Annotated in this window: 23 protein-coding genes and 1 pseudogene; 15 read left to right on the forward strand and 9 right to left on the reverse strand. The window is 69.4% G+C overall.

The genetic code is table 11. The features are described from left to right. Positions 1 to 7 precede the first annotated feature (7 nt). The gene (folE, locus tag BCL79_RS17955) at positions 8 to 610 is read right to left on the reverse strand and encodes a GTP cyclohydrolase I FolE (protein WP_019183982.1); all 603 of its coding nucleotides are present in this window, start codon (positions 608 to 610) and stop codon (positions 8 to 10) included. Positions 611 to 769: 159 nt separating this feature from the next. On the opposite strand from folE, the gene BCL79_RS17960 reads away from it, so the two are divergent. From BCL79_RS17960 to BCL79_RS17985, 6 genes are all read left to right on the forward strand, one after another. Further along, a complete protein-coding gene (locus BCL79_RS17960) occupies positions 770 to 1,225 on the forward strand; it encodes a MarR family winged helix-turn-helix transcriptional regulator (RefSeq protein WP_121043644.1) in 456 nt (151 codons plus the stop codon). A gap of 83 nt (positions 1,226 to 1,308) precedes the next feature. Continuing rightward, on the forward strand, positions 1,309 to 1,518 hold the full coding sequence (locus BCL79_RS17965) for a DUF1656 domain-containing protein (protein WP_019183984.1): 210 nt from the start codon (positions 1,309 to 1,311) through the stop codon (positions 1,516 to 1,518). Beyond that, positions 1,515 to 2,423, forward strand: coding sequence for an efflux RND transporter periplasmic adaptor subunit (locus BCL79_RS17970; RefSeq protein WP_183073823.1), 909 nt, complete (start codon positions 1,515 to 1,517; stop codon positions 2,421 to 2,423). The genes BCL79_RS17965 and BCL79_RS17970 overlap by 4 nt, the downstream gene beginning before the upstream one ends. Beyond that, on the forward strand, positions 2,420 to 3,877 hold the full coding sequence (locus BCL79_RS17975; protein WP_121043650.1) for an efflux transporter outer membrane subunit: 1,458 nt from the start codon (positions 2,420 to 2,422) through the stop codon (positions 3,875 to 3,877). Before BCL79_RS17970 ends, BCL79_RS17975 begins: the two co-directional genes overlap by 4 nt. A 3-nt stretch (positions 3,878 to 3,880) precedes the next feature. Further along, positions 3,881 to 5,938: an FUSC family protein gene (locus BCL79_RS17980; RefSeq protein ID WP_121043653.1), complete on the forward strand. Its 2,058-nt coding sequence runs from the start codon at positions 3,881 to 3,883 to the stop codon at positions 5,936 to 5,938. A gap of 85 nt (positions 5,939 to 6,023) precedes the next feature. Further along, positions 6,024 to 6,419, forward strand: coding sequence for a hypothetical protein (locus tag BCL79_RS17985; protein ID WP_088435243.1), 396 nt, complete (start codon positions 6,024 to 6,026; stop codon positions 6,417 to 6,419). A gap of 15 nt (positions 6,420 to 6,434) precedes the next feature. On the opposite strand, the gene recD is transcribed toward BCL79_RS17985, so the two are convergent. From recD to recC, 3 genes are read right to left on the reverse strand one after another with little or no spacing between them, the layout of a single operon-like run. Continuing rightward, positions 6,435 to 8,330, reverse strand: a complete 1,896-nt coding sequence (recD, locus tag BCL79_RS17990) for an exodeoxyribonuclease V subunit alpha (RefSeq protein WP_121043657.1) — start codon at positions 8,328 to 8,330, stop codon at positions 6,435 to 6,437. Then, entirely contained in the window at positions 8,327 to 11,968 is a 3,642-nt protein-coding gene (gene recB / locus BCL79_RS17995; RefSeq protein WP_121043660.1) for an exodeoxyribonuclease V subunit beta, read from the reverse strand. Before recB ends, recD begins: the two co-directional genes overlap by 4 nt. After that, a complete protein-coding gene (gene recC, locus BCL79_RS18000) occupies positions 11,965 to 15,312 on the reverse strand; it encodes an exodeoxyribonuclease V subunit gamma (RefSeq protein ID WP_121043663.1) in 3,348 nt (1,115 codons plus the stop codon). The genes recB and recC overlap by 4 nt, the downstream gene beginning before the upstream one ends. A 224-nt stretch (positions 15,313 to 15,536) precedes the next feature. On the opposite strand from recC, the gene BCL79_RS18005 reads away from it, so the two are divergent. The 6 genes from BCL79_RS18005 to BCL79_RS18030 all read left to right on the forward strand — a co-directional run bounded on the left by BCL79_RS18005 (position 15,537) and on the right by BCL79_RS18030 (position 19,646). After that, positions 15,537 to 16,325 (forward strand): ABC transporter ATP-binding protein, encoded by a 789-nt coding sequence (locus BCL79_RS18005; protein ID WP_019183992.1) that lies wholly within the window; start codon positions 15,537 to 15,539, stop codon positions 16,323 to 16,325. After that, positions 16,325 to 17,074 carry an MlaE family lipid ABC transporter permease subunit gene (locus BCL79_RS18010; protein WP_121043666.1) on the forward strand — a complete coding sequence of 250 codons (750 nt, stop codon included), beginning with the start codon at positions 16,325 to 16,327 and terminating at the stop codon, positions 17,072 to 17,074. Before BCL79_RS18005 ends, BCL79_RS18010 begins: the two co-directional genes overlap by 1 nt. Before the next feature lie 81 nt (positions 17,075 to 17,155). Beyond that, on the forward strand, positions 17,156 to 17,683 hold the full coding sequence (gene mlaD / locus BCL79_RS18015; RefSeq protein WP_019183994.1) for an outer membrane lipid asymmetry maintenance protein MlaD: 528 nt from the start codon (positions 17,156 to 17,158) through the stop codon (positions 17,681 to 17,683). Next, positions 17,680 to 18,342, forward strand: a complete 663-nt coding sequence (locus BCL79_RS18020; RefSeq protein ID WP_121043669.1) for an MlaC/ttg2D family ABC transporter substrate-binding protein — start codon at positions 17,680 to 17,682, stop codon at positions 18,340 to 18,342. The genes mlaD and BCL79_RS18020 overlap by 4 nt, the downstream gene beginning before the upstream one ends. Further along, positions 18,332 to 18,643, forward strand: a complete 312-nt coding sequence (locus BCL79_RS18025) for an STAS domain-containing protein (protein WP_121043673.1) — start codon at positions 18,332 to 18,334, stop codon at positions 18,641 to 18,643. The genes BCL79_RS18020 and BCL79_RS18025 overlap by 11 nt, the downstream gene beginning before the upstream one ends. Position 18,644: 1 nt before the next feature. Beyond that, complete coding sequence (locus BCL79_RS18030) at positions 18,645 to 19,646, forward strand: MlaA family lipoprotein (protein WP_121043676.1); 1,002 nt, start codon at positions 18,645 to 18,647, stop codon at positions 19,644 to 19,646. Between the two features lie 57 nt (positions 19,647 to 19,703). On the opposite strand, the gene BCL79_RS18035 is transcribed toward BCL79_RS18030, so the two are convergent. The 4 genes from BCL79_RS18035 to BCL79_RS18050 form a co-directional block, all read right to left on the reverse strand. Next, positions 19,704 to 20,264 (reverse strand): glutathione peroxidase, encoded by a 561-nt coding sequence (locus BCL79_RS18035; RefSeq protein ID WP_121043679.1) that lies wholly within the window; start codon positions 20,262 to 20,264, stop codon positions 19,704 to 19,706. A 56-nt stretch (positions 20,265 to 20,320) separates the two neighbouring features. Beyond that, a complete protein-coding gene (locus BCL79_RS18040; protein WP_121043682.1) occupies positions 20,321 to 20,677 on the reverse strand; it encodes a hypothetical protein in 357 nt (118 codons plus the stop codon). Between the two features lie 85 nt (positions 20,678 to 20,762). Then, the gene (gene rmuC / locus BCL79_RS18045) at positions 20,763 to 22,346 is read right to left on the reverse strand and encodes a DNA recombination protein RmuC (protein ID WP_121043684.1); all 1,584 of its coding nucleotides are present in this window, start codon (positions 22,344 to 22,346) and stop codon (positions 20,763 to 20,765) included. Between the two features lie 37 nt (positions 22,347 to 22,383). Further along, the gene (locus tag BCL79_RS18050; protein ID WP_121043687.1) at positions 22,384 to 23,391 is read right to left on the reverse strand and encodes a zinc-binding alcohol dehydrogenase family protein; all 1,008 of its coding nucleotides are present in this window, start codon (positions 23,389 to 23,391) and stop codon (positions 22,384 to 22,386) included. A gap of 90 nt (positions 23,392 to 23,481) precedes the next feature. Here BCL79_RS18050 and BCL79_RS18055 point away from each other — a divergent pair. The 3 genes and pseudogenes from BCL79_RS18055 to BCL79_RS18065 all read left to right on the forward strand — a co-directional run. Then, positions 23,482 to 24,449, forward strand: a pseudogene (locus BCL79_RS18055) (LysR family transcriptional regulator); the annotation flags it as partial. Positions 24,450 to 24,465: 16 nt separating this feature from the next. Then, positions 24,466 to 25,092 (forward strand): leucine efflux protein LeuE, encoded by a 627-nt coding sequence (gene leuE / locus BCL79_RS18060; protein ID WP_121043693.1) that lies wholly within the window; start codon positions 24,466 to 24,468, stop codon positions 25,090 to 25,092. 185 nt (positions 25,093 to 25,277) lie between these two features. Next, positions 25,278 to 25,634, forward strand: a complete 357-nt coding sequence (locus tag BCL79_RS18065) for a hypothetical protein (protein WP_121043696.1) — start codon at positions 25,278 to 25,280, stop codon at positions 25,632 to 25,634. A 10-nt stretch (positions 25,635 to 25,644) separates the two neighbouring features. Here BCL79_RS18065 and BCL79_RS18070 read toward each other — a convergent pair whose 3' ends face one another. Then, entirely contained in the window at positions 25,645 to 26,544 is a 900-nt protein-coding gene (locus tag BCL79_RS18070; protein WP_121043699.1) for a LysR family transcriptional regulator, read from the reverse strand. Positions 26,545 to 26,565 lie beyond the last annotated feature (21 nt).

The following is a 26,565-nucleotide window of genomic DNA, read 5'->3' on the forward strand; positions in this document are numbered from 1 at the left end:
CGGGGAATCAGCGCTTGCCGCCCACTTCGATGAAACGCAGGAACTCGGCGCGGGTGCGCGCGTCCTCGCGGAAGCTGCCCAGCATCTTGGAGGTGACCATGCTGACGCCCCGCTTGTGGATGCCACGGGTGGTCATGCACTCATGCGCACCTTCCACCACCACGCCCACGCCGACCGGCTGCAGCACGTCCTGGATGCACTGGGCGATCTGCGCGGTCATCTTTTCCTGGACCTGGAAGCGGCGCGCGTACGCCTCGACCACGCGGGCCAGCTTGCTGATGCCCACCACCTTGCCGGCCGGCAGATAGCCGACGTGCACGCGGCCGATGATCGGCGCCATGTGGTGTTCGCAGTGGCTTTCGTACTCGATGTCGCGCAGCACGATCAGTTCGTCGTAGCCGGCCACTTCCTCGAAGGTCCGCTCCATGTAGGCGCGCGGGTCGTCGCGGTAGCCGCTGAACCAGTCGCCATAGGCTTCGGCTACGCGGCGCGGGGTATCCAGCAGGCCTTCACGGGTCGGATCTTCACCGGCCCAGCGCAGCAGGGTGCGCACCGCCGATTCGGCCTCGGCCTGGGTGACGGGGTTGGCGTCGTTGTCTTGCTTGCTCATTACATACAGCACCCGAAGGGGGGCGAGCATCGTACCCGACAGACCCCTCGGGCGTCCTGCGCCGGGGCGCCCGGGCCCCGCCCGGAAAGGCATTCATTGGGCCGCGGTTGTGCCACGGGTATTGATAGGAGGCGAATTAGTAGTATCCTATCTATTCTGATGAACCGATCCCTCGACGAACGCACCCAGCTGCAGATGCAGCTCAGTTCCGGCTTGCTCTATGCAGGGCGGCAGTGGCAGCGCCTGGCCGACCAGGCCCTGGGCAGCTACGGCATTTCCGCTGCCTGCACCATGCCGCTGCTGATGATCGGGCGCGCCGGCGGCGGTATCCGCCAGGTGGCGCTGGCCCACCAGCTGGGCATGGAAGGGCCCTCGCTGGTGCGCCTGCTGGACAAGCTGGCCGCCAGCGACCTGGTCCGCCGCGAATGCGACGCCAGCGACCGCCGCGCCAACCTGCTGTGGCTGACCGACAAGGGCGAGGCCCTGGTCAGCGAGCTGGAAACCCAGCTGATCGGCCTGCGCCAGGATGTGTTCGGCGAGTTGACCCTGGATGAACTGCGCACCGTCCTGAAGCTGTGGCAGCTGCTGGCCGATGCGGCCGACCGCGTGACGTAAGCCTGTTCCCCGTTGTACCGCCCGGTGTCGTCCCTCGACGCCGGGCGATCCCCTTTCCGCTCCCCTGTGAATCCTTTGCCTCGATGTACGGTGAATTCAGTCTCTATGGTGTGTTCGTCCCGACCCTGCTCGGGTTGATGCTGCTTGCCTACCTGCTCAAGAGCGGGTTACGCGTGGTCCTGCAGCGCACCGGCGCCTACCGCCACATCTGGCACCCCGCCCTGTTCAACCTGGCCGTGTACGTGATCGTGCTCGGCGGGTTGTTTTCCCTGATGCGTTGGATGCAATCGTGAACAAGATCCTCAAGCAGACATTCCCGGTCGTATTGACCGCCGTGGCCGTACTGGCCGCCGTGCTGGTGCTGCGCCACCTGTGGGCCTATTACATGGATGAGCCGTGGACGCGTGATGCGCATGTCAGCGCCGACGTGGTGCAGGTCGCGCCGGACGTGTCCGGGCTGGTGGAGGCGGTGAAGGTGGCCGACAACCAGCCGGTCAAGCGCGGTGAGGTGCTGTTCGTGGTGGACCGGGCACGCTATGAGATAGCGCTGGAGCAGGCCCAGGCCGCCTTGGGCGAACGCCGCGCTACGCTGGACCAGCTGCGCCGCGAGATCGCGCGCGACCGCAGCCTGCAGGATCTGGTCGCCGCCGAGGATGCCGAAGTGCGCCGCGCCAAGCTGCTCGCCGCGCAGGCCTCGATGGCCACCGCGCAGGCCGCCGTCGATCTGGCCAAGCTCAACCTGGCGCGTACCGAAGTGCGCAGCCCCAGCGATGGCCACCTCAACGACCGCACCGTGCGCGCGGGCGACTACGTGACCGCCGGGCGCCCGGTGATGGCCGTGCTCGATACCGGCTCGTTCCGCGTGGACGGCTACTTCGAAGAAACCCGCCTGCAGGGCGTGCATGCCGGGCAGAAGGTCGACATCCGCCTGATGGGCGAAGCGCAGCCGCTGCAGGGCCACGTGCAGAGCATCGCCGCCGGCATCGAAGACCGTTACCGCAGCGAAGGCAGCAGCCTGCTGCCGAACGTGACGCCTGCCTTCGACTGGGTGCGGCTGGCCCAGCGCATCCCGGTGCGCATCCATATCGACCGCGTGCCGGCCGGCGTGAACCTGATCGCAGGGCGTACCGCCACCGTCACCATCCAGCCGGGCACCGCGCAGGCCACGCCAGCGCAACCGGCACGGACGGCGCTGTGAACCGCCCGGCGCTTCACCGCATCGCCCTGGGGGTGGCACTGACCACGCTGGCCGCGTGCCGCACCGTCGGCCCGGACTACGCGGTGCCGGCCGGGTCCGCCTTCCAGCGGCCGGAGGCGAACGCCGCCTTCCTGGACACCGGCAACCCGCAGGTCGCCGCTGGCGCCGCGCTGCCCGCACGCTGGTGGGAGCTGTACCAGGACGACACCCTAAACGCGCTGGTGCAGCAGGCGCTGCGCGACAACGTGGAACTGAAGGTGGCCGATGCCAACCTGCGCCGCGCCGCCGCCGTGTACGAGCAGGCGCTGGATGCGGGTGGGTTCGAGTACGAGGCCGAGGCCGGAGTCAGCCGCGCGCAGCTCTCGGCCGAATCGTTCCTGCTTGAGCACGAACTGCCGCCGATCAACCTGGCCGACGGCAAATTCGCGGTGTCCTATCAGTTCGATCTGTTCGGCAAGCTCAAGCGCGCCTCCGAGGCCGCGCATGCCGACGAGCAGGCCACCGCCGCCGCGATGGACCTGGCGCGCGTGTCGCTGGTCGCGCAGGTGGCCGGCAGCTACGCCGACATCTGCCACGCCAACCATGAGCTGCACGTGGCCGAGCACTCGCTGCAGCTGCAGCAGCGCAGCCGCGAGGTCACCCAGCGCTTGATCACGGCCGGCCGCGGTACGCCGCCGGAGCTGGCCCGCGCCAATGCCCAGGTCGCGATGCTGCAGGCCGCGCTGCCGCCGTTGCGTGCACACCGCCAGGCCTCCGAATACCAGCTGGCCGCCCTGCTCGGCCGAACGCCAGGCCAGCTGCCCGAGGGCGTGAGCGACTGCAGCCAGGCCCCGACCCTGGCCCAGGCCCTGCCGATCGGCGATGGCCGCGCGCTGCTGCAACGCCGCCCGGACATCCGCCAGGCCGAGCGCAAGCTGGCCGCCGCCACCGCGCGGATCGGCGTGGCCACCGCCGAGCTCTACCCGGACATCCGCCTGGGCGCCTCGGTCGGTGCGGCCGGCCTGCTGGAAGACTTCGGTACGCCGTTGACCCAGCAATGGTCGATCGGCCCGCTGATTTCCTGGACGCTGCCCTCTTCCAGCACGCATGCGCGCATCCACGCCACCGAAGCCGGTGCCGATGCCGCGCTGGCCGAGTTCGATCACAGCGTGCTGCAGGCCCTGCGCGAAACCCAGACCGCGCTGAGCCGCTATGCCCAGGATCTGCAGCGGCTGCAGTTCCTGCAGCAGGCACAGCAGCAGGCCGATCTGGCTGCCAGCCAGAACCGCCGCCTCTATCAGGGCGGGCGCACGCCCTACCTGGCCAGCCTGGATGCCGACCGCAGCCTGGCCAGCGCCGATGCGACCCTGGCGGACGCGCAGGCGCAGGTCTCGCGCGACCAGATCCAGCTGTTCCTGGTGCTCGGCGGCGGCTGGAATGCCGACGCCGTCGCCACCGGCACGGCCGCGAGGTAAGCCATGCTGCTGCTGGACAGACAGGCCTGGTTGTTCTCGGTCAAAACCTTCCTGGCGGCGATCGCGGCGCTGTACATCGGCCTGGCCGGCAATCTTTCGCGGCCGTACTGGGCGATGGCCACGGTCTACATCGTGACCCAGCCGATGCTGGGCCCGACCCGTGCCAAGGGCGCCTACCGCATCCTCGGCACGCTGATCGCCGGTGCGGCGACACTGTGGATGCTGCCGCACCTGGTGGAAACGCCGCTGCTGCTGAGCGCGGCGATGTCGCTGTGGCTGTCGGGGTGTCTGTTCATCGCCCTGCTCAACCGTGGCCCGCGCGGCTACGCGTTCCTGCTGGCCGGGTACACCACCGCCTTCATCGGCTTCCCGGCGGTGACCTCGCCGGACACCATCTTCGACACCGTAGTGGCGCGCAGCGAGGAGATCATCCTCGGCACGGTGGTGGCGGTGCTGTTTGCCTCACTGTTCTTCCCCGCCTCGGTGCGGCCGATGCTGCGCGCGCGGATCGGCAACTGGATGGGCGATGCCGCCGACTGGTGCCGGCAGATCCTGACGCGCGGCCACGCGCATGGCCCGCGCAACCGGCTGGCCGCCGATCTGGTCCAGTTCGAGGCGCTGATCGAATTCATGCGTCGCGACGACCCGCGCCATGCCGGTGCGGCGGTCTCGATGGAGCGACTGCGCGAGCGCATGCTGCTGATGTTGCCGGTGCTCTCCTCGATCGCCGACCGGCTGGGGGCGCTGCGCGCGGGTGGCCGTGCGCTGCCGCCTGGGCTGGAGACGCTGATCGCCGATCTGGCGCAGTGGCTGGAGCAGCCCGGCCGCTCCAGCGCCAGCACGTACGCCACACTGCGCGCCCGCATCGTCGCGCTCAAGCCGGCGGTGGACGGCGAGCTGGATCACCTGCTGCTGGTGACCCTGCTGCTGCGCCTGGAAGAACTGGTGGACCTCTGGCAGGACTGCACCACCCTGCACGCCGCCATCGATGCCGGCACCGCGCCGAGCGATACCGCGCACTACCGCGTGCGCACCCAGCGCGTGGACCACGTGCGCCACGTGGACTACGGCATGGCGCTGTTCTCGGCCGCCAGTGCCGGCGTCGCCCTGATGACGTACTGCGTGCTGTGGATCGGGCTCGGCTGGGAGGGCGGCGGCAACGGCGCGATGATGGCCGCGGTGGCTGCCGCATTCTTCGCCGCGCAGGATGATCCGGCGCCAAGCATGCTGTCCTTCCTGCTCTGGGCGATCGTGGCCAGCCTGGTGGCCGGCGTGTACCTGTTCGGGATCTTCCCGGCCGTGCACGACTTCGGCAGCCTGGTGCTGGTGCTGGCGGTGATCTTCCTGCCGCTGGGCCTGCTGCTGCATCGGCCCAAGACCGCATTGATCGGTCTGCCGCTCACGGTGAATCTGGTCGCGCTGTTGAACGTGCAGAACACCTACAGCGCCAACATCCAGAGCTTCATCAATTCTGCCGTGGCGATGTTCATCGGGATCGGCTTTGCGGTGGTGATGACGCGGCTGTTCCGCTCGGTGGGTGCCGAGTGGACCGCACGCCGGCTCGTACGCCAGGGCTGGAACACGCTGGCCGATGCGGCCGAGGGCCGCGGCCAGCAGGACCGCCAGCAGTTCGCCGCGCGCATGCTCGATCTGCTCGGCCTGCTGGCACCGCGGCTGGCGGCGACGCCGGAAGGCAGCGATATCGCCTCGGTGGACATGCTCACCGAAGCGCGGATCGGCCTGAACATCCTGCAGCTGCGCCGCTCACGGCACGGCCTGCCGCCGGCCAGCGTGGCCGCGATCGACGCGATCCTGGACGACATCGCCCGCCATTACCGCGCCCAGGCCGCGCAGCGCCGGCCGGTGCCCGCCCCCACCGGGCTGCAGGCCCGGCTGGAGGCTTCGCTCAAGCGCGTGCAGACCGTGGCGGCCGGCAAGGCCCGCGATGAGGCGCTGATGGGCCTGATCGGGCTGCGCTATGCCCTGTTCCCCGACGCGCCGGTGGTCGATACCCCTGCCGAGACCCCCGCAGCGGCACCCGGCCTGCCCGCGCCGCGCTGAACCGGCTTGGCCGCAGACCGGCCGGCCCACACCGATCAGAGCTATCCTGACGCATGCATTTGCGCATGGATCAAGGTGATTTCCGATGAGTTACGACCTGATGGTGTTCGACCCCGCCGTCGCCCCGCGCGAGGCCGAGGCCTTCCTGCAGTGGTACGACGCGCAGACCGAATGGAACGAGACGCACGACTACGACGACCCCAAGGTGTCGGTGCCGGCGCTTCAGGCGTTCTTCGCTGCGCTCGCCGAGCATTACCCGCCGATGGACGGCCCGCTGTCCGATGAGGAAGATGACCGCCCGGAAGTGACCGACTACAGCATCGGCCAGCACGTGGTCTATGCCTCGTTCGATGACGAGGTGGCCGAGAACGCGCACGGCCTGGTGCAGGTGCTGGCCAACACCCACCAGTTGGGCTTCTTCGATGTCAGCGGTGACGGCGCCATCGTGTTCCCCGATGGCACCGTGGTGATTCCGGAGTAAGACCGGCAACGGGGGCTAGAACAACTGCCCCTGGGCCGGCGCCGTCACGACGGCGTCGGCCACTGCGCCCCCCTGGCCGCCTTGCAGGCGTGCCGCCAGGCCCGACAAACGGCTGGCATGCCGCGCCAGCGCGGCCTCCAACACTTCCGCACTGCCGAGCACGTGCAGCGACTGCCGCGCACGGGTCATACCCGTGTAGATCAGCTCGCGCGACAGCACGCGGTTGTCGCGCCGCGGCAGCTGCAGCCAGACCTCATCGAACTCCGAACCCTGCGCCTTGTGCACGGTCATCGCGAACGCACTCTCATGTGCGGGCAACGCACCCGGGTGGAAACCGCGCGGCTGGTCCGGCGTCTCGCCGGGGAACCACGCGGTCACGCTGCCGTGCCGGTCAATCAGGCAGATGCCGATGTCGCCGTTGAACAGGCGGTGCCGGTAGCTGTTTTCAGTGATCAGCAGCAGCCGACCGTGGAAATAGCCCGGCGCCATGCCCGGCCGTGGCACACCGGCCAGCAGTGCTTCGATGCGCGCGTTGAGCCCGCGTGCACCCTGTGGGCCTTCGCGCACGGCGGTGAGCAGGCGGATGCGGCCGGCATTGGCCAGCGCCTGACCGGGATCGGCGGCTTCGCCGAGGCCACGCCAATGCCCGAGCAGGTGCTCGCGATGATGCTGCAGCGGGTCGCTCTGGTCCTCGTGGAAGTGCACACCGGCCAGCGTGCCCACGCGTAGCAGGGCAAGTGCGGTGGCACTGTTGCCCTCGCGCACCGCATGCGCCAGCGGCGCCAGATCGAGCGCGTCGGTCTGCCGGTAGCCGCGCTGCAGCTGCACGCGCCGGCCGGCGAACCGGCGTGGCGGTGCCAGCGGTTGCAGCGCCTCGGGCGCGAGCAGCGCGCGTAATGCCTGCGCGTCGTCGGCCTGGGTGCCCAGGCCATCGCCACTGGCGCGCAGGATCGCACTGAGCACATCGCCGGCTTCCACCGAGGGCAGCTGGTCCGGATCGCCGAGCAGCACCAGCCGGCTGCCATCGGCGACCGCCTCGACCAGCTTGGTCATCAACGGCAGATCGATCATCGAGGCCTCGTCCACCACCACCACGTCATACGGCAGCGGGTTGTCGGCGTGATGGCGGAAGCGCGGCGAGTCGGGGATCACCCCGAGCAGGCGATGCAGGGTGGTGCCGGTGCTCGGCATCGCATCACACAGGGCCGGCGCGATGCCGACCAGCCGCAGCCGCTGCACGGCCAGGCGCAGGCTCTCGGCCATGCGTTCGGCGGCACGGCCGGTCGGCGCGGCCAGCGCGACCCGTGGCAATGCCTGGTCCGCCTGCACCGCCTGTGCGGCCAGCAGTACCAGCAGCCGCGCGATGGTGGTGGTCTTGCCGGTGCCGGGGCCGCCGGTCACCAGCACCAGCGGATGGCACAGGGCGACGGCCGCCGCACGGGCCTGATGATCGATCCCGTCGCGGGCCTGCGGGAACAGCTGGCCGAACAGCGTGGCCAAGGTACCGGGATCGGCCGCGGGCAGCGGATGCGCGGCGATCCGCTGCAGGCCCTGCGCAAGCCGACGCTCGTATTCGCGGTAGCGGCGCAGATAGAGCAGCCCGTTTTCCAGCACCAGCGGTGCATCGCCGGCGACCACGTCATCTGCGTGCGGCACCTCCACCCACGGCGAGGCGCGCAGCTGCGCCAGCCAACCCTCGGGCGCGGGCCAGTCGACATCGGCCTCGATCAAGCGCTGCGGCTGGGTCGGATCCAGACCGGCGTGCCCGTCCGAAACCGCCAGCGACGCCAGTGCAGCACCGAGCAGCACCGCCTCGGGCGTGTCCGGGCGCAGTCTGCGCAGGCTCTGCGCCAGCGCGTGATCGAGTGTGCGCAGCGCGTTGCCGCGGTACAGCGTGGTGAGCAGGTTCATGCGTCCCCCCGTGCGCGGGCGGCCATGCGGGCCTGGGCGTGTTCGCCACCGGCGAACAGCGCATCCAGTGCATCCACCAGAGCAGGATCGAAGCGATGCGCGTACAGGCCGGCGCTGTCGTCGCGGCCTGCATCCAGGCCGCGGCAGAACAGATAGCGGATGCCGCCCATGTCACGGGTGTAGTCGTACTGCGCGCCCAGCCGGAAGCGCAGCCAGCGATGCAGTGCCACGGTGTAGATCAGCGCCTGCAGGTCGTACTCGCTGTGTTGCATGGCGCTGGCCAGCCGGGCTGCGTCGTAGCCGGGCAGGCGATTGGATTTGTAATCAAGCACGTACCAGCGGTCCGCGCGCACGTAGGTGAGGTCGATCTTGCCGGTCATCAGGCCCTCCAGCCGCCGGCGGGTGCCGAAGCCATGGCGGTCACGCACCAGTCCGTGCGCGTGCAGCAGGCTCAGCAGCGCTGGAACGGCGGTCGGCTGCATCGCGAAGTGGAACTCGATCTCGGCACGGCGTGCATCGGCCGGCAGGTCGTGCAGTGCGCCGCCTTCCGGCAGGGGCACGGTCAGGGTCTGGCCGACCAGCGCGGTCAACATGGCCACGCCATCGTCCAGATCTTCCTCGGCATAGCCTTCGGCGCGCAGCGAAGCACGCAGGACCTCGGCTTCCTCGCCGGGTGCCGGCTGCCCGGCCTGCCAGCCGCCCCACAGCGCGAAATCGGTGTTCTCCAGCGCATCGTGCAGCACATTGCCAAAGCGGCTGCCCATGAAACGCGGGTCGACTTCGTCGCTGGCCACGGCCGGTTGCTCGGCGTCCAGGGTGAGGTCCACGCCGGCCGGTTCGTCGGCCGCGGGGGCCGGCACTTCGGTCGCGGCGGCATCGGTGTCGTGGCCGGCGTCGGCATGCGCCAGCTGGGTGAAGCTGTACACCCACCAATCGTGCGGCACGCGGCGGGTGAGCGCGCGTACCGGCGGCAGTTCGCCCTCGCGTTCGAAGGCGAGCTGTGCCGGCCGGGTCTCCACCGGGCCTTCGATCACGGCGATGTCCGGGTGGTCACGCAGGGCGGCCATGTTGGACAGCATCGGTGCCAGGCGGGTCTTCGCCAGGCCGGCCAGATCACCCGCGGCGATCCACAGCGCGTGCTCGGCGCGGGTCAACCCGACGTAGAGCAGGCGCGCGTCTTCGGCCTCCTGTTCCTGCGCGCTGCGCGTGCTGGCCGCGCTCCAGCTGTCATCTTTGTCCAGCTTCCAGTGCAGTTCGCGGCGGCCGTTGGCGTACACCGTGCAGTTGGCCTCGGTGTTCGGCGCGCCACCCCCGATGCCCACGAACGGCAGGAACACCAGCGGATACTCCAGGCCTTTGCTCTTGTGCAGGGTGATGATCTGCACGCGGCGCGCATCCGATTCCAGGCGCAGCAGCTGCTGTTCGTCGTTCTGGTCGGCGTGCGCCATCTGCACCTGCAGCCAGTCGAGCAGGCCGTGCATGCCCAGCGTCTGCCCGGCCGCCTGCTGCAGCAGTTCGCCCAGCTGCAGGTAGTTGGTCAAGCGGCGCTCGCCATCGAGCAGGCCGAGCAGGCGCTCGGCGTGCTCGGCACACAGATCGGCGATCACCGCGAACGGGCCGCCGCGCTGCCAGCGCTCACGCCATTCCAGCAGCCGCACCTGGAACGAGCGTTGTGCATCCCCTTCACGCTCCAGCGCATCGATCGCCTCGGCATCTTCGCCAAGCAACACGGTCGACAGCGCCGCGCGCAGCCGTCCTTCATCGGCCGGTTGCAGCAGGGCCAGCAACAGCAGGCGCAGGTCGTGCGCTTCGGGTGTGGCGTACAGGCTCTGCTTGCCCGCGGCGACGGCGGGAATACCCACCGCACCGAGCGCCTGCTGGATGCGCGTGGCCTCCTTGTGCGAGCGCACCAGGACCGCGATGTCGCCGGGTTGTACCGGCACGTCGCGCAGCAGCGCGCGCCCTTGCCGGGCCTCACTGAGGATCTGGTGGATCGCGGCCACGCAGGCGTCGCTGGCCTGCTGGCGCGAGGGATCGGCCTTGAGATCGCCGGCCTCGGTGTTGTGCAGCACGCGCACGGTCAGGCCGGGTGCGGGAATCCCGTCGCGCAGGAAATCCGCATCCACGCGGGTGCTGCCGGGGTGCACCGGCTCGAACGCGATGTCGGCTTCGAGGAAGGCGCGTTCGCCGGCATTGGCGTACAGCGCTTCGATCGCGTGCAGCACCGCCGGACGCGAGCGGAAGTTGCGGTCCAGCGCGGGCGCGGCATCGGCCTGCCGCTTGGCCTTGAGGTAGGTGTGGATATCGCCGCCGCGGAAACCGTAGATCGCCTGCTTGGGATCGCCGATCAGGAACAATGCCGGTGCCAGGCCGGCCTCGCGAGTCTCCTCCGACTCGCCGAACACGCGCTGGAAGATGCCCCACTGGCGGTCGTCGGTATCCTGGAACTCGTCCACCAGCGCGATCGCGTACTGCGCGCGCAGCTGCTGCACCAGGGTGGCGCGGTGCGGGCCGTCGAGTGCATCGGCGACACCGTCGATCAGGTCATCGTAGGTCTGCACGCGTCCGATCCGCTTGAGCTCGGCCAGGCGCGCACGCGCTTCATCGCGCAGGTCATGCAGGAACGCGGTGGCCTGCTGGCGCAGCCACTGCTCGCGCGCGTCGGCGGCGTGCCACCAGCGTTGCAGTGCATCGAACAGCGGCGAGACCGGGCACTGGCCGTCCATGCCGTCCTTGCAGAAGGCCAGCAGCTGCACCGGCAGCAGCTTGCCGAGGTGGCTCTTGTCACCGCGCGGCCAGTGCTGTGCGCTGCGGCCGGCGAACAGCTCGCCGAAGGCTTTGTCGAAGCTGGGCCGTTTGGCACGGCGACCGTCGAAGACCTTACGATCGAAGGCGGCGGCGATCTGTGCCTGCGCGTCTTCGCCGTGGCTCTCGATCGCCTCGGCCAACGCGGCCGCGGCGAGCCGCAGCTGCGGCGCGGGGTCGTCGAAGGTGTGGGTCGGCCGCGCTGGGAGCAACGGCAACGGCTTGATCAGCGTGGTGAGATCGCCGGCCAGCGCCTCGGGCGAGGACCACAGCCAGGTCAGCGCATCGACCGTGGCCGCGTCGTTGGCATGCACGCGCCACAGGTCGGCGGCGAGTTCCTCGTGCAGCGCGCGTTCGCTCGGCAGCAGGGTCGGCGGATCGAAGGTGTGTCCGCTCTCCAAGGCATGCTCACGCAGCACGCGGGTGCAGAAGCCATGGATGGTGAAGATCGAGGCGAGATCGATTTCATCGGCGGCGGTCTGCAGCCGGCGCGCCAGCGCGGCCGGCGTTTCTTCGCCGAGGGCGAGCTGGCGGTGGAGGATCACCTGGGTCAGGACGACCTCCGGGCTGTCCTGCTCGCTCGGCGCGCGCTCGACCAGCTGTGCGGCCAAGGCAAGGCGCTCGCGGATGCGCTTGCGCAGTTCCTGCGTCGCGGCATCGGTGAAGGTGACCGCCAGGATCTGGCCGATGCGCCAGCCCTTCTCCACCACCAGCCGGGTGAACAGCGTGGCCAGGGTGAAGGTCTTCCCGGTACCGGCGCTGGCCTCGATCAGGCGCACGCCCTCCAGCGGCAGCGCCAGATAGGGATCGTTGAGCAGGTCGTGGTCGATCATCGCAGGGCTCCTTCCTCGTCAAAGCCCGGGAACACACGGCCTTCGCGCACCGCGGTGAACACCACGAAGCTGTTGTGCAGCAATTGTCGGTAGCTGTCCGCGCTGGCGAACGGATCATGGCCACGCAGCGCGAGCTGGTAGCCGGCGCCGGTGGATTCGCCCCAGGTGCGGTCGCTGCCATGCCACTTGGCGCGGCCCTCGGCTTCGCGCTTGGCCGCGGCGGCGGTGTACAGCACCCAGCCGGTGGACGGGCCGTACAACAGCGGCGCGCGCAGCCCTTCGCTGCGCAGCTGCAGCAGGCGCCGCAGCACCTCGTGCGCCCGTTCGGCCTCCAGCGGCGGCAGCGTGTGCGGGCCCAGCCCGTCATCGCCCGCGTCGTGGAACTGGACCAGCGGCTGTGGGTCGCCGGCGGCGTTGGCGAGCAGCCAGTCCAGGCCCTGGCGGATCGCGGCACGGCCATTGAGCGGGCCCGGGCGCAGGCGCACCAGGCCATGCGGATGCAGGCCATCGACGCGGCCGTGCAGACGCACCCCGTCGATATCCACTTCGTAGCGGCGGCTGCCGGCCGCGGTACCGGCCTGCCACTGCGCCAGCGCCTGTGCGTAGGGTTCGGTCTGCGCCTGCAGCAGGGCGAACTGACGCTCCCCCAGTGCACCGGAGGGCAGCAGCGCACGCGCGCGCAGCCGGGGGTACAGCGGCGCGGCATCCTCGTCGAGGGTGGCCTCGATCACCGCCTGCTGCAGCAGTACGGTATCGCCACCGCGCGCCGCCATCACCAACGGCTCCACATCCTCGGCGTTGTCCACGTCGTCGGGCAGGCGCAGGCCGAGCCGTTGCGAGAGGAACTGGCTGGCCGGATCGGTGAGGAAGCGACGCAGCGCATCCACGCTCAGTTCCGCCTCGCCCACCACGCTCTCCATCGGTGGCAGTGGCCGTGCGAACCAGGGCGCCAGCGCACGCCGTGTGCCGCCAAGCGAGCCGGCGGCCGGGTGCCATTGCTGGCGGTAGCTGAAACGTCGCGGTTCCTCACCGCCCCCGAACGCCGCCGGTGCGAACGGCTGCAGCGAGTGCCGCACGGTCATCCGCTTGGCGGCCGCGGGCGGCTCCAGGTGGTACTCGGCGGCGGCATCGATCAGCTCGCTGACCAGCACCGACGGCTCGCGCACGCTGCCATCGCGCGGATCGGCGCCCAGGTAGCTCAGGTAGAACACGTCCTGCGCCGAGGCGAACAGCTGCAGGAACAGGAAGCGGTCGTCCTCGCGCAGCGAGCGGTCGCCATGCCGGCGCTTGTCGGTGCCCAGTTCGGCGGTGAGCTGGTTGAGCCCCGCAGCCGGGTCGCGGCGCGGGAAATCGCCATCGTTCAGCCCGAGCACGCAGATCACCCGGAACGGCAGCAGGCGCATCGGCACCATCCGCCCGAAGCTGACGCCGCCGGTCAGCAGCGGCGCACGCGTATCGGCCTGCGCAAGCACGCCGGCGAAATGCGCGCGCAGCACCTCCGGCGGCACGTCGCCCTCGAAGCCGGCGGTGTCAGCGTCACGGGCGAACTCGTTGATCAGTTTGCGCAGCCGCTCCAGCGCGCGCTGGCTGTTGGCGGCCTGCGGGGGCTCCGGCAGCAGCGCATCGAGCAGCGCCAGCAGACGCTGCCGCCACTGGCCAGGCGACATCGCCTCTCCCAACGCCTTCTGGTACCGCGCCAGCACCCGCAGCAGGCCGAGCAGGCGGTCCAGCGCATCCAGCGCGCTGCCTTCCAGCTCCGGCCACGGCGCGACCCCGGCGATATCGCCGTCGCTGCCGCTGGCATGGCCGAGCAGCAGGCGATCGAGTGCGAACTGCCAGGTGAAGGCATCATCGGCCGGGGCCTGGTGCTGGCCGCGATGGGTCGCATCCAGCCCCCAGCGCGCGCCGGCGGCCTGCAGCCAGTCGTGCAGGCGGTCGAACGCCGCCGCATCCAGACCGGCCGCTTCGGCCAGCGGCGCGCTGGCGAGCAGATCCAGCACTTCGTTCAAGCCGAAGCGCGAGACCGGCAACCCGAGCAGGTGCACGAACACATCGGCCAGTGGCTCACCCGCCAGCGGGCTGGTGTCGGCCAGCGCATAGGGAATGTGGTCATCGCCGCCGCCGCGCCCGCCGAACACCGCTTCCAGGTAGGGCACGTAGGGATCGATGTCCGGCGCCAGCACCGCGATCTCGCGCGCCTGCAGCGGCGGATCGAAGCGCGGGTCCTGGAGCAGGCCGCGCAGCTGGTCGTGCAGCACCTGCAGTTCGCGCAGGCGGGTATGGCAGGCATGCACCTGCAGGCTGGGGTCGTCGTAGCGCAGCGCCTCGCGCAGAGGCCCGGCGGGCTGCCCGCGGCGGTGGAACAGGTCGCGCTGCAGGCGATGCAGCAGGCTGTCGGACAGGCCGCCGGCGTCCATGTCCGGGCGCGCGTCCTCTTCGGGATCATCGTAGGCGGCGATCTCACCGGAGGGGTGCACGACCTCGTAGCTGCCCAGCACCGCCATGAAGTCGCGGCCCGCCGCGCCCCAGGCCTGCAGCAGGCGGTTCTCGCCGGCCGCCTCGCCGAACGGATCGGGCGCGCCGCTGCGCAGCTTCTCGCCCAGGGTCTGCAGATCGCCCCAGTAGGCCTGGGTCGGTGTGGGCAGATAGAAGTGCATCGTGCCGACCCGGGCCTGGGTGGCCATCACCCGCAGCACGTCCGGGGAGATGTTGAGCGTGGCGAAGGCGAACACCCGCGCCGGCAGGCCCTGCGGCAGCGGTTGGCCAGCGCCCTCGAAACGGGCGAGATAGGCATCGATGCGGCGCGCACGGTACTGCTTGCCGCTGGCGATATGCCGCCACAGGATCGCCTGCGGGTCGTTCGGTGCCGCGCCGGCCTCCCAACGCAGCAGCCAATCGCGGCGCCAGGCCTGGTACTTCTCGAACACCGAGGCCAGCTCGGCGGCCAGCGCCCACGGCTTGAGCGGATCGGCCGCGGACAGATACGCCTGCAGGGCCGCCATCGGCGGCTGCGCCATCAGCACCGGGTCACGCAGCGCGGCGTACAGCCTCCAGCGCAGGCCCTCGGCATTGAGATCGTCATGTTCGCCGGGCACGTTGGCGTTGAGGGCGCGGGCGACCAGCTCACCGGGGGTGAGGAACTTCAGGTTGGCGGCAATGCCATACTCGGCCGCCAGGGTCGATTGCAGCCAGCGGCGCATCGCGACCTGCGGGATCAGGACCACCTCCGGCACCAGGATCGATTGGCCCGGCACGGGCGTGCGCAGCGTCGTGGCCAGCAGGGCGGCCAGCACATCGAGCGAGTTGGAGTGGTACAGGCGGAAGTCTGAAGCGGCGTCGGTCATCGCAGGAGTGTGCCGCAGCCCGCGCACGAACGCAGCGCTGGCCGGTGTCCGGACGCGGAAAAGCCCGTGGCCGATACCGGCCCGACACGCTGTGTTGCAGCCCACGGCCTGGTTGCCGGGGCGCTGCCCTCACCTGCCCGTGCGACAATACTGCACGGTGCAGTTCGGTTATGTTCAGCCGTTCACCACGATCTTACAACGTTGGAATTTTGTTAATGGCGCTCATGACGGTTTCCGAAGAGAGTCTGGTGCAGTTGTCCAACGTCCGCATAGACCGCGGCGGACGTACGATCCTGCGCGACGTTTCGCTGACCGTTCCGCGCGGCAGCATCACGGCCGTGCTCGGCCCGTCGGGCAGTGGCAAGTCCACCCTGCTGGCCGCGTTGACCGGTGAGCTGCGGCCGGTTGCCGGCGAGGTCACCCTGTTCGGCCAGCCCATCCCGACCGGCGCACGCGCGCTGTTGGAGATGCGCAAGAGCGTGGGCGTGCTGCTGCAGGGCAACGGCCTGCTGACCGACCTGACCGTGGCCGAGAACGTGGCGCTGCCGCTGCGCACCCACACCCGCCTGCCCAAGCCCGTATTGCGCCGCCTGGTGCAGATGAAGCTGCACGCGGTCGGCCTGCTGGCCGCTGCCGATGCCTGGCCGCGCGAGCTGTCCGGCGGCATGGCGCGCCGTGTGGCCCTGGCCCGCGCGCTGGCACTGGACCCGCCGCTGATGATCTACGACGAGCCGCTGACCGGGCTGGATCCGATCGCCTCGGGCGTGATCATGAGCCTGATCCAGCGCCTCAACCACAGCCTGGGGCTGACCAGCATCATCGTCAGCCACCACGTGCACGAGACCCTGCCGATCTGCGACCAGGTGATCGCGATCGCCAACGGCGGCATCGTGTTCCAGGGCAGCCCGGCCGCGCTCGAATCCAGCCAGGACCCGCTGCTGCGGCAGTTCCTGCATGGTGAGCCGGACGGCCCGATCCCGTTTGATGCCGCACCGCGTGCGAGGGTTGCCTGATGCCGTTCGTTGACGCCACCCGCTCGCTCGGTCGCGCCGGCCTGTTCTCGCTGACGGTGCTGCGCGGCTCGCTGCCGACCGCCGATTTCCTGGCCGAGCTGACCCGCGAGATCTACAAGATCGGTGCACGTTCGCTGCCGATCATCGCCGTGGGCGGTGCCTTCGTGGGCCTGGTGCTGACCCTGCAGGGCTACCGCACGCTGACCACCTTCGGTGCCGCCGATGCCTTGTCCACGCTGCTCGGCCTGTCGCTGTACCGCGAACTGGCCCCGGTGCTCACCGCGCTGCTGTTCATCGGCCGCGCCGGCAGCTCGATCGCCGCCGAGCTGGGCCTGATGCGGGCCACCGACCAGATCAAGGCCCTGGAGCTGATGGCGATCGACCCGGTCGCCAAGGTCGTTGCCCCGCGCTTCTGGGCGGCGGTACTGACCGTGCCGCTGCTGACCGGCATCTTCTGTTCACTGGCGATCAGTGCCAGCTACTTCGAGGCCGTGCACGTGCTCGGCCTGGACAATGGCGTGTTCTGGTCGGCGCTGAGCAACAGCGTGGACTTCTGGGACGACTTCGGCATGGCGATGCTGAAGTCGGCGATCTTCGGCGGCACGGCAGCCCTGGTGGCCTCCTATGTCGGTTTCCATGCCGAACCCACCATCGAAGGCACCTCGGTCGCCACCACGCGTGCGGTGGTCAACGCCTCGCTGCTGGTGCTGGTCTTCAACTTCGTGCTGTCCGCCATGATGTTCCAGTAGGTACCGACCGTGGGTCGGTACGCAAAGACTTCCCGCCCGGACACCTGTCCAGGCACCTGACAAAGAACAGTGAGATATCCCATGGCCATCCGCGGTCCCAGACTCGAATTTTCCGTCGGCGCGTTCCTGCTGCTGGCGCTGGCCTCGCTGCTGGTGCTGGCCGTGGCCTCCACCAATCAACGGTGGGGCACCGGTGGCAGCGGCTACGAACTCAAGGCGCGCTTCACCCAGATCGGCCAGCTGCGCAAGCAGGCCCCGGTCAAGATCGGCGGCGTCACCATCGGCCAGGTCTCGGGCATCGAACTGGATCCCCAGAAGTTCGACTCGATCGTGACCCTCAAGCTCGACGGCAAGTTCAAGGATCTGCCCGCCGACACCTCGGCCGGCATCTTCACCAGCGGTTTGCTCGGCGAGAGCTATATCGGACTGCAGCCGGGCGGAGATCCGGACGTACTCAAGTCCGGCGACGAGATCGTCTTCACCCAGCCGGCGGTGGACCTGCTGCAGCTGGTCGGCAAGTACATGTTCAGCGGTCCGGCCAACACCGGTGGCGCTGACTCCCACGATGGCAACGGCGCGCCCGCGCCTGCAACGGAACCGCAACCATGAAAAAGACCCTGATCCCGGCACTGCTGGCCTCGGCCCTGCTCGCCGCCACGCCCTCTCTCTCCTTCGCCCAGGCCGCCCCGGCGGCCGCTGCCGCCCAGCAGGGCCAGGCCAGCAAGGCCGTGATGGACGCCAGCACCCGCATCCTGACCTCGCTGCAGCAGCGCCGCACCGAGTTCCGGGCCAACCCGGCCGTGCTGCGTGACTTCATCAACAGCGAGCTCAACAAGACCTTCGACCGTGACTACGCCGCCCGCCTCGTGCTGGGCGTGCACGGCCGCGGCGCCTCCGATGCCGACGTCAAGCTGTTCGCCGATGCGATGGCCGACAACCTGATGCAGCGCTACGGCTCGGCCCTGCTCGAGATCCAGGGCAAGCCGACCTTCCGCCTGAAGACCGAGTCGCCGCTGCCGGGCAACCGTGGCGTGCGCGTGTCCACCGAGCTGATCCGCGCCGGCAGCGAGCCGACCCCGGTCGACTACCTGATGCGCAACGTCAACGGCCAGTGGAAGATCTTCGATGTGATGATCGAAGGCATCTCCTACGTGCAGACCTTCAAGACCCAGTTCGACGCCCCGCTGCGCCAGAAGTCGATCCAGCAGGTCGCCACCGAACTGCGCAACGGCAGCATGCAGGCCGGGCAGGCCCCGCGTGGCAAGTAACAGCGCCAGCGTGCAACGCAACGGCACCTCGCTGGTGTTCAGCGGGGAGCTCGACCGCGCGGCGGTGACGGCTCTGTGGCCCTCGCTGACCGCGCTGGACGGCGTGCAGCAGGTGGATCTGGCGGCGGTGAGCCGGCTCGACAGCGCCGGTCTGGCGCTGCTGGCCGAGCTGGCCGCACGCCTGCGTGCAGACGGGACCCCACCGACGATCGTCGGCAGCCCGGACGGTTTCACCGACCTCAGTGCCGCCTACCGGTTGGCACCCACCCTGGATTTCCATGCCCTTTCTGCGGCGAGCTGACATGAACGTCATACGCACCCTCCCCCTCCTCGTGCTGGCGCTGGCCTTGAGCGCCTGTGCCGGCAAACCCGCACGCGACAGCGCACCGGTCAGCGTCGAGGTCGCCCCCGTGACGGCACCGACGACCGCGACGGCCGACGTCGATGCCGTACCGGCCGATATCGTCGCCGACACGACGCCCCCCGCTGCTCAGGCCGGCACCGACCCGGCCACCGCGCCAGTCAGTGGCGGCACCGCACCGACCAATGCCGAGGACGATTTTGCCGCGCTGTATGGTGGCCCGGCCCCGACCGCGGAGGGCAGTGAAGGCGGCAGTACGGCCTACGATCCCTGGGAACCCTTCAACCGCAAGGTGCACAGTTTCAACAACGTGGTCGACCGCGCCGTGGCACGACCGCTTGCCACTGCGTACACGCGTGTGGTGCCACGTTTCGCCCGTACCGGCGTGACCAACTTCTTCAGCAATCTGCGGGCACCGGTGACCATCACCAACCAGGTGCTGCAGGGTCGCCCTGGCGATGCGTGGGACAGTCTGGGGCGGTTCCTGATGAACTCCACGCTGGGCGTGGGTGGCTTGTTCGATCCGGCCAGCAAGGCGATGGTGCCGCGACGCAGCGAGGACTTCGGCCAGACCCTGGGTGCCTGGGGCTGGCGCGGCTCGCGCTATGTGGAGCTGCCGTTCTTCGGCCCGCGTACCGTGCGCGACGTGTTCGGCCTGGCGGGCGACATTCCGCTCTCGCCGATCCGTACCATTGAAGAAGACAAGATTCGTATCGGTCTTCAGGGTCTGCAGCTGGTGGACATGCGATCGCAGTTGATGGCGCTGGATGACATCCGCGACAACGCCGTGGACGAGTACGCCCTCACCCGCGATGCGTGGCTGCAACGTCGCAACTACCAGATCGAGAACGACCTGCGTGGCAAGCACGCGCGCGGCAAGGACGCCGACGACACCGCACCGATTCCGGTCGATGCGATGCCGATGCCGAACTGGGGCAACTGAACCCCCACGAAAAAGCCCCGCCGAAGCGGGGCTTTTTTGTGTTTCCGGGTCCGCCGATCAGGCCGCCAGCGCCGCGTCGATCGCCGCGACCAGGCGTGCGTCATCGGCCGGCACGTCCGGGGCGAAGCGCGCGATGACCTGACCATCGCGGCCGACCAGGAACTTCTCGAAGTTCCACAGCACGCCCGGGGCGGCGTTGACTACCAGCTCCGGATACTTGGCCACGGCGCCCTGCAGCTTCTCGCGCATCGGGCCTTCGCCGGTGGCGGCCGGCTGCGCGGCGGTCAGCTGCTGGTACAGCGGATGGGTGTCCTCACCGGCGACGCTGATCTTGGCGAACATCGGGAAGCTGACGTTGTATTCCAGCTGGCAGAACTGCTGGATATCCGCTTCGCTGCCCGGCTCCTGGGCCAGGAAGTTGTTGGCCGGGAAGCCCAGCACTTCCAGGCCGGCGGCCTGCTTGTCGGCGTACAGCGCCTGCAGGCCTTCGTACTGCGGGGTCAGGCCACACTTGGAGGCGACGTTGACGACCAGCAGCACCTTGCCGCGGTAGTCGGCCAGCGAGGTCGGCTGACCTTCGATGGTGGTCACGGGGATGTCGTAGACGGTCTGGCTCACGGCAGGTTCCTTGCGTTGGATCAGGGGAGGCACAGCATAGCCGTGCCGTGGGGAGGTCAGTCGACGCAGATCGTGCCTAGGGTCACGCCGCCATCGATGCGCTGGCGGCAGCCGAAGTTCTGGCTGACATCGCGCTGGCAGACGCCACGCGCGGCCGTTCCCGGTGCGGCATCGCCGGTGGCCAGGCACTGGCCGGTGCAGTCGGCCTTGGCGCTGCAGGCCTTGCCGGCATCCGCGTAGGGCACCACACACTGCACGCGCTGCAGGCGACCCAGCGGCTGCAGGCTGCCACCGGCGGCGGTGCATTCGGCGGCGCTGGGCGTGGCAGGCGTGGTTGCGGTGGTATCGGCAGGCGGTGTGCTGCTGCACCCGGCCAGGGCGAACAGGAGGGACAGCATCAGGGTCAGACGCATGGGCGGTTCCTTGAAAGGTTGAAGACGGCAGGGAAAAGACGTGCCGCGCAGCATGCGCGATCACCTGCATGCACGGCGTCGGCGTTCACTCCTGCGCGGGGCTGGTCTCGTCGCCGGCCACGTCCTCGTCCTCGCCGCTCATGTCGCCGAGCAGGTCCTGGGTCTGTTCACTGCCCAGCGTTTCCACGCTGCGCAGGCGGCGCTCGATGGTGCGCGTCTTGCGGCTGGCTTCGCCGAGGCTGCGGCCAACCGTGGTGATCTGCTTCTCGGCTTTTTCCAGGATGCCGGCAAACTTGCCGAACTCGCTCTTGACCGCACCGAGCAGGCCCCACACTTCGCTGGAGCGCTGTTCGATGGCCAGCGTGCGGAAGCCCATCTGCAGGCTGTTGAGCAACGCGGTGACGGTGGTCGGGCCCGCCACCACCACGCGATGGTCGCGCTGCAGCAGGTCGATCAGGCCAGGGCGCCGGATCACTTCGGCGTACAGGCTTTCAGTGGGCAGGAACATCACCGCGAAATCGGTGGTGTGCGGCGGCGCGATGTACTTGTCGCAGATCGATTTGGCCTGGATGCGGATCGCGCGTTCGAGCTGCGCGCCCTGCACGCGCACACCGTCAACGTCGCCCTGCTCCTGCGCATCGAGCAGGCGCTCGTAATCCTCACGCGGGAACTTGGAATCGATCGGCAGCCAGACCGGCGTGTCTTCGTGGCCGCGGCCCGGCAGGCGCACGGCGATATCGACGATCTCGTTGCTGTCCGGGCGTACTTTGACGCCGCGCGCGTACTGCTCCTGGGTGAGCGTCTGCTCGAGGATGTTGTCCAGCTGCACTTCGCCCCAGCTGCCGCGGTTCTTGACGTTGGTCAGCACGCGCTTGAGGTCGCCCACACCGGTGGCCAGCTGCTGCATTTCGCCGAGCCCGCGCTGGACCTGCTCCAGCCGCTCGGAGACCAACTGGAACGAAGCACCCAGGCGGGTCTCCAGGGTCGTCTGCAGCTTCTCGTCCACGGTCACGCGCATCTGGTCGAGCTTCTCGGCGTTGTCGCTCTGCAGGCTCTTGAGCTGCTGCTCGAGCGTGGCACGCATCTCGCCGATACGCTGCTCGTTGCGCTGGGTCATCTCCTGCAGGCGCAGGCCCAGCGATTCACCCAGGCGCTGCTGCGACTGCCCGGTTTCCTCGCGGCCCAGGCGAGCGTCTTCTGCCAGGGCCTGGCGCAACGCGGCCATGTGGCTGTCGGTGCGCGTGGTCAGTTCCACCAGCTGCTGGCCGAACGCTTCGATGCGCGCCTGCTGCTGTTGCCCGAACGCTTCCAGCTGCGCACGCACTTCCTGCATGCGCAGGGCCAGCAGGTCGCCGGTGCGCTGCTGGCTGAGCGTGCTTTCCTCGCGGGCCTTGCGCGCGTCTTCACCGAGCGCATCGCGCAGCAGGTCCAGCCGCTGGTCGGTACGGGTGGAGAGATCGGTCAGCGCGCGCGCGAAACTTTCCAGCCGGGCATCCTGCTGGCGGCCCAGGCCTTCGAGCTGCTCGCGCAGTTCGCTGCGGCCGACCCGCGCTTCCTCGCGCAGGGTCTGTTCAAGGCCGCCGTTGCCGGAACGCCGCAGCAGCGCGAGCAGCTGCAGCACGAGGACGGCACACACCAGGCCGCCGAGGATGAGGAATTCGGTTTGCATGCGCCAAGTGTAGGCCGCGGCGGTCTCATTGGCTGCGTCAGAACCCTTCGAGCACGAGCTTGCCGCGCGCGCGGTGGCTCTCGATCAGGGCGTGCGCCTGGCGCAGGTTGGCGGCGTTGATGCGGCCGTAGTGCTCGCCGAGCGTGGTGCGCAGCACGCCCGCGTCGATCAGCGCGGCGACGCGCTCAAGCAGGTCGTGCTGGCGCTGCACATCGGGCGTGTTGAAGCTGGAGCGGGTGAACATCGATTCCCAGTGCAGGGACAGGCTCTTGCGCTTGAGCGCCATCACGTCGAGCTGGCCGGGATCGTCGATCAGCGCCAGCTGACCCTGCGGCGCCAGCACGGCAACGATCTGATCGTAGTGCTGGTCGGTATGGGTCAGGCTGGCCACATGGCTGACCTCGGCGATGCCCAGGCGCTGCAGGCCTTCGCTCAGCGGCTGGGTGTGGTCGATCACATGGTGCGCACCCAGCGCGTAGACCCAGTCCTGGGTATCCGGGCGCGAGGCGGTGCCGATCACGGTCAGGCGGGTCAGCTGGCGGGCCAGCTGCACCAGGATCGAGCCGACGCCACCAGCGGCGCCGATCACCAGCAGGGTCTGCCCTTCGCCGCCGTTTTCCGCGATGCGCAGACGGTCGAACAGCAGCTCCCAGGCGGTGATCGCGGTCAGCGGCAACGCCGCGGCGGCGGCATCGTCCAGGCTGGCCGGCTTGTGGCCGACAATGCGCTCGTCCACCAGCTGGTACTCGGCATTGCTGCCGGCGCGGCCGATCGCGCCGGCGTAGAAGACCGCGTCACCGGGCTGGAACAGCGTCACCGCGTCGCCCACCGCATCCACGATGCCGACTGCGTCGAAGCCCAGTACGCGCGGCTCGGTGACCGCCACGCCGGTGCGGACCTTGGTATCGACCGGGTTTACCGAGATCGCGCGGACCTCGACCCGCAGGTCGCGCGGGCCGGGGGTGGGGATCGGCAGGGTGATGTCCACCAGCGCGGCGGGGTCGCTGATCGGCAGGCCATGCTGGGTATAGGCGACGGCTTTCATCGGGGGAGATCCGTTGGGGAAGACGGACAGCCTGCGCTTCACGCCCTGGCAGAGAAAGGCGCAAAATCGGGCAGCACTTTCACTGCAGGAATGAAAATGGTCCGGTTCGATGACCTCGCCCTGTTTGTCCGCACCGCCGCGCTGGGCAGCTTTTCCAACGCCGCGCGCGAGGCGGGCCTGCTGCCCGGTCAGGTCGCTGCGGCGGTGGCGCGGCTGGAACGCGAGCTGGACCTGCGCCTGTTCGTGCGTTCCACCCGCAGCCTGCGCCTGACCGCCGAGGGCGCGCTGTACCTGCCCTGCGCGCAGGAGGTGCTGGCCGCGCTGCGCGAGGGCGAGGCCCGGGTGCGGGGCGCAGATGCCGAACTGCGCGGCACGCTGCAGGTCGCCGCGCCCTCGGATCTGGGCCGCAACCTGCTGCTGCCATGGCTGACCGAGTTCCGCGCCGCGCACCCGAAGCTGCAGCTGCGCCTGCAGGTGTCCGACCAGGTTGCCGATGTATTCCGCGACCCGGTCGACATCGCCTTCCGCCTGGGCCGCTTCGACAACGCCAGCTACGTCGCACTGCCCTTGCTGCCCGGCAATCGCCGGGTGCTGGCCGCGTCACCGGATTACCTGGCCCGGCACGGTGCGCCGGACAGCCTGGAGGCGCTGAAGGAGCACCACTGCCTGCTGTATCAACTGGCTGGGCGAGCCTATGACCGCTGGAGTTTCGAGGCCGATGGACGGCGCACGGTGATCCCGGTGCGCGGCAACATGGTCTGCGACGATGCCGACGTGGTCCGGCGCTGGGCAGTGGCGGGAGAAGGCATCGTGTTCAAATCGTGGCTGGATATCTGTGCCGATGTGCAGGCCGGGCGCCTGCAGGTGCTGCTGGACGGGGCCGGCGACAGCCTGCCGTTGAACCTGGTGTGCCCGCACCGCAAGCAGTTCTCGCCGGCGATCCGGCAGCTGCATGCGATGTTCGCGCAACGGCTGCAGCCGCTGCTCGCCGGCTTGCCGGCCGGCGCGCGCTGACGCTATCGCCCGGCGCGCGGCTGCCGGACAATGCTCCTCCCCCGTCGTCGAGTCGCCGCCATGCCGTGGATGGGCATCCAGGATCTGTGGACCTTTGTTGCTGCCGTGCTGGTGTTCCTGGCACTGCCGGGCCCGGGCACCTTCACCCTGCTCACCGCCACCGGCCGCGGCGGCGTGCGCGGCGGTTACACGGCGCTGTTCGGCCTGCTGCTGGGCGACCAGATCCTGATGTGGCTGGCGGTGGCCGGCGTAGCGACGCTGCTCAAGGCCAACCCGCTGGTGTTCCACGCGGTGCAGTACCTCGGCGCGGGGTACCTGGTGTGGATCGGCATCGGCCTGCTGCGCCAGCCGCGCGCCCCGGGCGAGGAAGGTGGCATCCGCCTCACGCCGGGCCACTACTTCCGCCAGGCGGTGCTGATCAACCTGCTCAACCCGAAGGCGATCATCTTCTACATGGCCTTCCTGCCGTTGTTCATCGATCCGGCACGGCACCAGGGCGTGGTGACGTTTGCGACCATGGGGCTGATCATTTTCGGCATGGGGCTGGCCTACTGCTCGGTGCTGATCGGGGTGGGCAACCTGCTGCGCCGTCGGATTCTGCAGCACCCGCGTGTCGGGCTTTGGCTGAGGCGGGTGGCAGGGGTGTTTCTGGTCGGCTTCGGTGTGCGGCTGGGCGTGAGCGGCTGAGCCCTTGCAGGCAAGCGTGGTGCACGACGACAGGGCGCGTCGCGTTCGGCCGCGGATAGGCAGCATCATCGCGACGCTCGGTTTTCATTCAAACATTGAGATTCCCCTGCGTACCGGCGAGGTGTCCAATCGGCGCCATCGTCCAACGTCGCCTCACCGGCGCGTGCGCAACACTGCGGGGACCCATGCCGCCACCTGTCTACTTCGTGCAGCACCTGAGTGGTCATGACGAACGTCTGCTCGGCATGCACACCCGGCGCATCGATCTGGCCCATCCAGCCGTGACCCGCATCGTCGCGGGGCTTCAGCCGCTGGACCGGATCGATCTTCGTACGTGCCTGTTCGACTGCCACGCCAGCCTGGTGCTTGGGCTGCGCCATCGCATCGCCGAGGCCGAAGCGGCGGCGCAGGGCTGGCGTCTGTTCGATGCCAACGGCGTGTTGTGCTGCAAGCGCTTCCCCGGGGATGCGCAGGTGATCTATCCACAGGGCCATCCACCGCAGGCAGACTGGGCACGCGCCCTGCTGCCGGGCACCGGCTGAGCCGCACGCGTCAGCGCCGCATCGCCTCACGCAGATGGTCGATGAACACCCGCAGCTTGGGCGCCATCTGCTCGCGTGCCGGGTAGTAGAGGTGGAAGCCGGCGAACGGCTGCTGCCAGTCCTGCAGCACGCACTGCAGGCGGCCGGCCGCCACATCGCCGGCGTACAGCGCCTCGAACCCCTGCGCCAGGCCCATACCCCGGGTGACCGCCGCATGGATCAGCCCGGCATCGTTGAACACCAGCCGGCCCGCGACCTCGACCTCGAAATCGCGCCCCTCACCGGTGAACTCCCACGCCATCCGCCGTCCGGTGCTGAGCCGGTGCACGATGCACTCGTGCCCGACCAGGTCGGCCGGGGTCACGGGCACGCCATGCATGGCCAGATAATCCGGCGTGGCCACCACCACCTGGCGTTCCAGCGGCCCGATCGGCACTGCGATCATGCCGCGGGCCAGGCTTTCGCCCAAGCGGATCCCCGCGTCAAAGCCGCCGGCGACCAGATCGGTCAGCGCGGTCTCCACGAACAGCTCCACCTCGATCTGTGGATAACGCGCCAGGAAGCCGGGCAGGTGCGGCAGCACCAGCAGTTCGGCAGCGATCCTCGGCACGTTGATGCGCAGTTTGCCGGCGGGGACATCGCGCAGCTGGTCCAGGTCGTCGAACGCGGCATCGATCCGGGCCAGGCCCTCACGTACCTGCGCCAGGAAGCGCGCGCCCTGCTCGGTCAGGCCGACCCGGCGCGTGGTCCGTTGCAGCAGCCGCACGCCAAGGTGGGCCTCCAGCGCGCGCACCGTCTGCGAGAGCGCCGAGGGCGATACGCCCAGCTCGTCGGCGGCCCGGGTGAAGCTGGCATGGTGCGCGACGCGGGCGAAGGCAACCACGGCGGGCAGAGGATGCTGAGCGCTCATTGTGAAGGCTGGCTTCAAGGA

Origin of the sequence: Stenotrophomonas rhizophila (assembly GCF_003651185.1) — a bacterium.
Lineage (GTDB): Bacteria > Pseudomonadota > Gammaproteobacteria > Xanthomonadales > Xanthomonadaceae > Stenotrophomonas > Stenotrophomonas maltophilia_Z.

What these genes read in the sequence shown, in the direction of transcription:
- folE (WP_019183982.1), bottom strand. Translation starts at nt 610, where the DNA reads ATGAGCAAGCAAGACAACGACGCCAACCCCGTCACCCAGGCCGAGGCC.
- BCL79_RS17960 (WP_121043644.1), top strand. Translation starts at nt 770, where the DNA reads ATGAACCGATCCCTCGACGAACGCACCCAGCTGCAGATGCAGCTCAGT.
- BCL79_RS17965 (WP_019183984.1), top strand. Translation starts at nt 1,309, where the DNA reads ATGTACGGTGAATTCAGTCTCTATGGTGTGTTCGTCCCGACCCTGCTC.
- BCL79_RS17980 (WP_121043653.1), top strand. Translation starts at nt 3,881, where the DNA reads ATGCTGCTGCTGGACAGACAGGCCTGGTTGTTCTCGGTCAAAACCTTC.
- BCL79_RS17985 (WP_088435243.1), top strand. Translation starts at nt 6,024, where the DNA reads ATGAGTTACGACCTGATGGTGTTCGACCCCGCCGTCGCCCCGCGCGAG.
- recD (WP_121043657.1), bottom strand. Translation starts at nt 8,330, where the DNA reads ATGAACCTGCTCACCACGCTGTACCGCGGCAACGCGCTGCGCACACTC.
- recB (WP_121043660.1), bottom strand. Translation starts at nt 11,968, where the DNA reads ATGATCGACCACGACCTGCTCAACGATCCCTATCTGGCGCTGCCGCTG.
- recC (WP_121043663.1), bottom strand. Translation starts at nt 15,312, where the DNA reads ATGACCGACGCCGCTTCAGACTTCCGCCTGTACCACTCCAACTCGCTC.
- BCL79_RS18005 (WP_019183992.1), top strand. Translation starts at nt 15,537, where the DNA reads ATGACGGTTTCCGAAGAGAGTCTGGTGCAGTTGTCCAACGTCCGCATA.
- BCL79_RS18010 (WP_121043666.1), top strand. Translation starts at nt 16,325, where the DNA reads ATGCCGTTCGTTGACGCCACCCGCTCGCTCGGTCGCGCCGGCCTGTTC.
- mlaD (WP_019183994.1), top strand. Translation starts at nt 17,156, where the DNA reads ATGGCCATCCGCGGTCCCAGACTCGAATTTTCCGTCGGCGCGTTCCTG.
- BCL79_RS18020 (WP_121043669.1), top strand. Translation starts at nt 17,680, where the DNA reads ATGAAAAAGACCCTGATCCCGGCACTGCTGGCCTCGGCCCTGCTCGCC.
- BCL79_RS18030 (WP_121043676.1), top strand. Translation starts at nt 18,645, where the DNA reads ATGAACGTCATACGCACCCTCCCCCTCCTCGTGCTGGCGCTGGCCTTG.
- BCL79_RS18040 (WP_121043682.1), bottom strand. Translation starts at nt 20,677, where the DNA reads ATGCGTCTGACCCTGATGCTGTCCCTCCTGTTCGCCCTGGCCGGGTGC.
- rmuC (WP_121043684.1), bottom strand. Translation starts at nt 22,346, where the DNA reads ATGCAAACCGAATTCCTCATCCTCGGCGGCCTGGTGTGTGCCGTCCTC.
- BCL79_RS18050 (WP_121043687.1), bottom strand. Translation starts at nt 23,391, where the DNA reads ATGAAAGCCGTCGCCTATACCCAGCATGGCCTGCCGATCAGCGACCCC.
- leuE (WP_121043693.1), top strand. Translation starts at nt 24,466, where the DNA reads ATGCCGTGGATGGGCATCCAGGATCTGTGGACCTTTGTTGCTGCCGTG.
- BCL79_RS18065 (WP_121043696.1), top strand. Translation starts at nt 25,278, where the DNA reads ATGCCGCCACCTGTCTACTTCGTGCAGCACCTGAGTGGTCATGACGAA.
- BCL79_RS18070 (WP_121043699.1), bottom strand. Translation starts at nt 26,544, where the DNA reads ATGAGCGCTCAGCATCCTCTGCCCGCCGTGGTTGCCTTCGCCCGCGTC.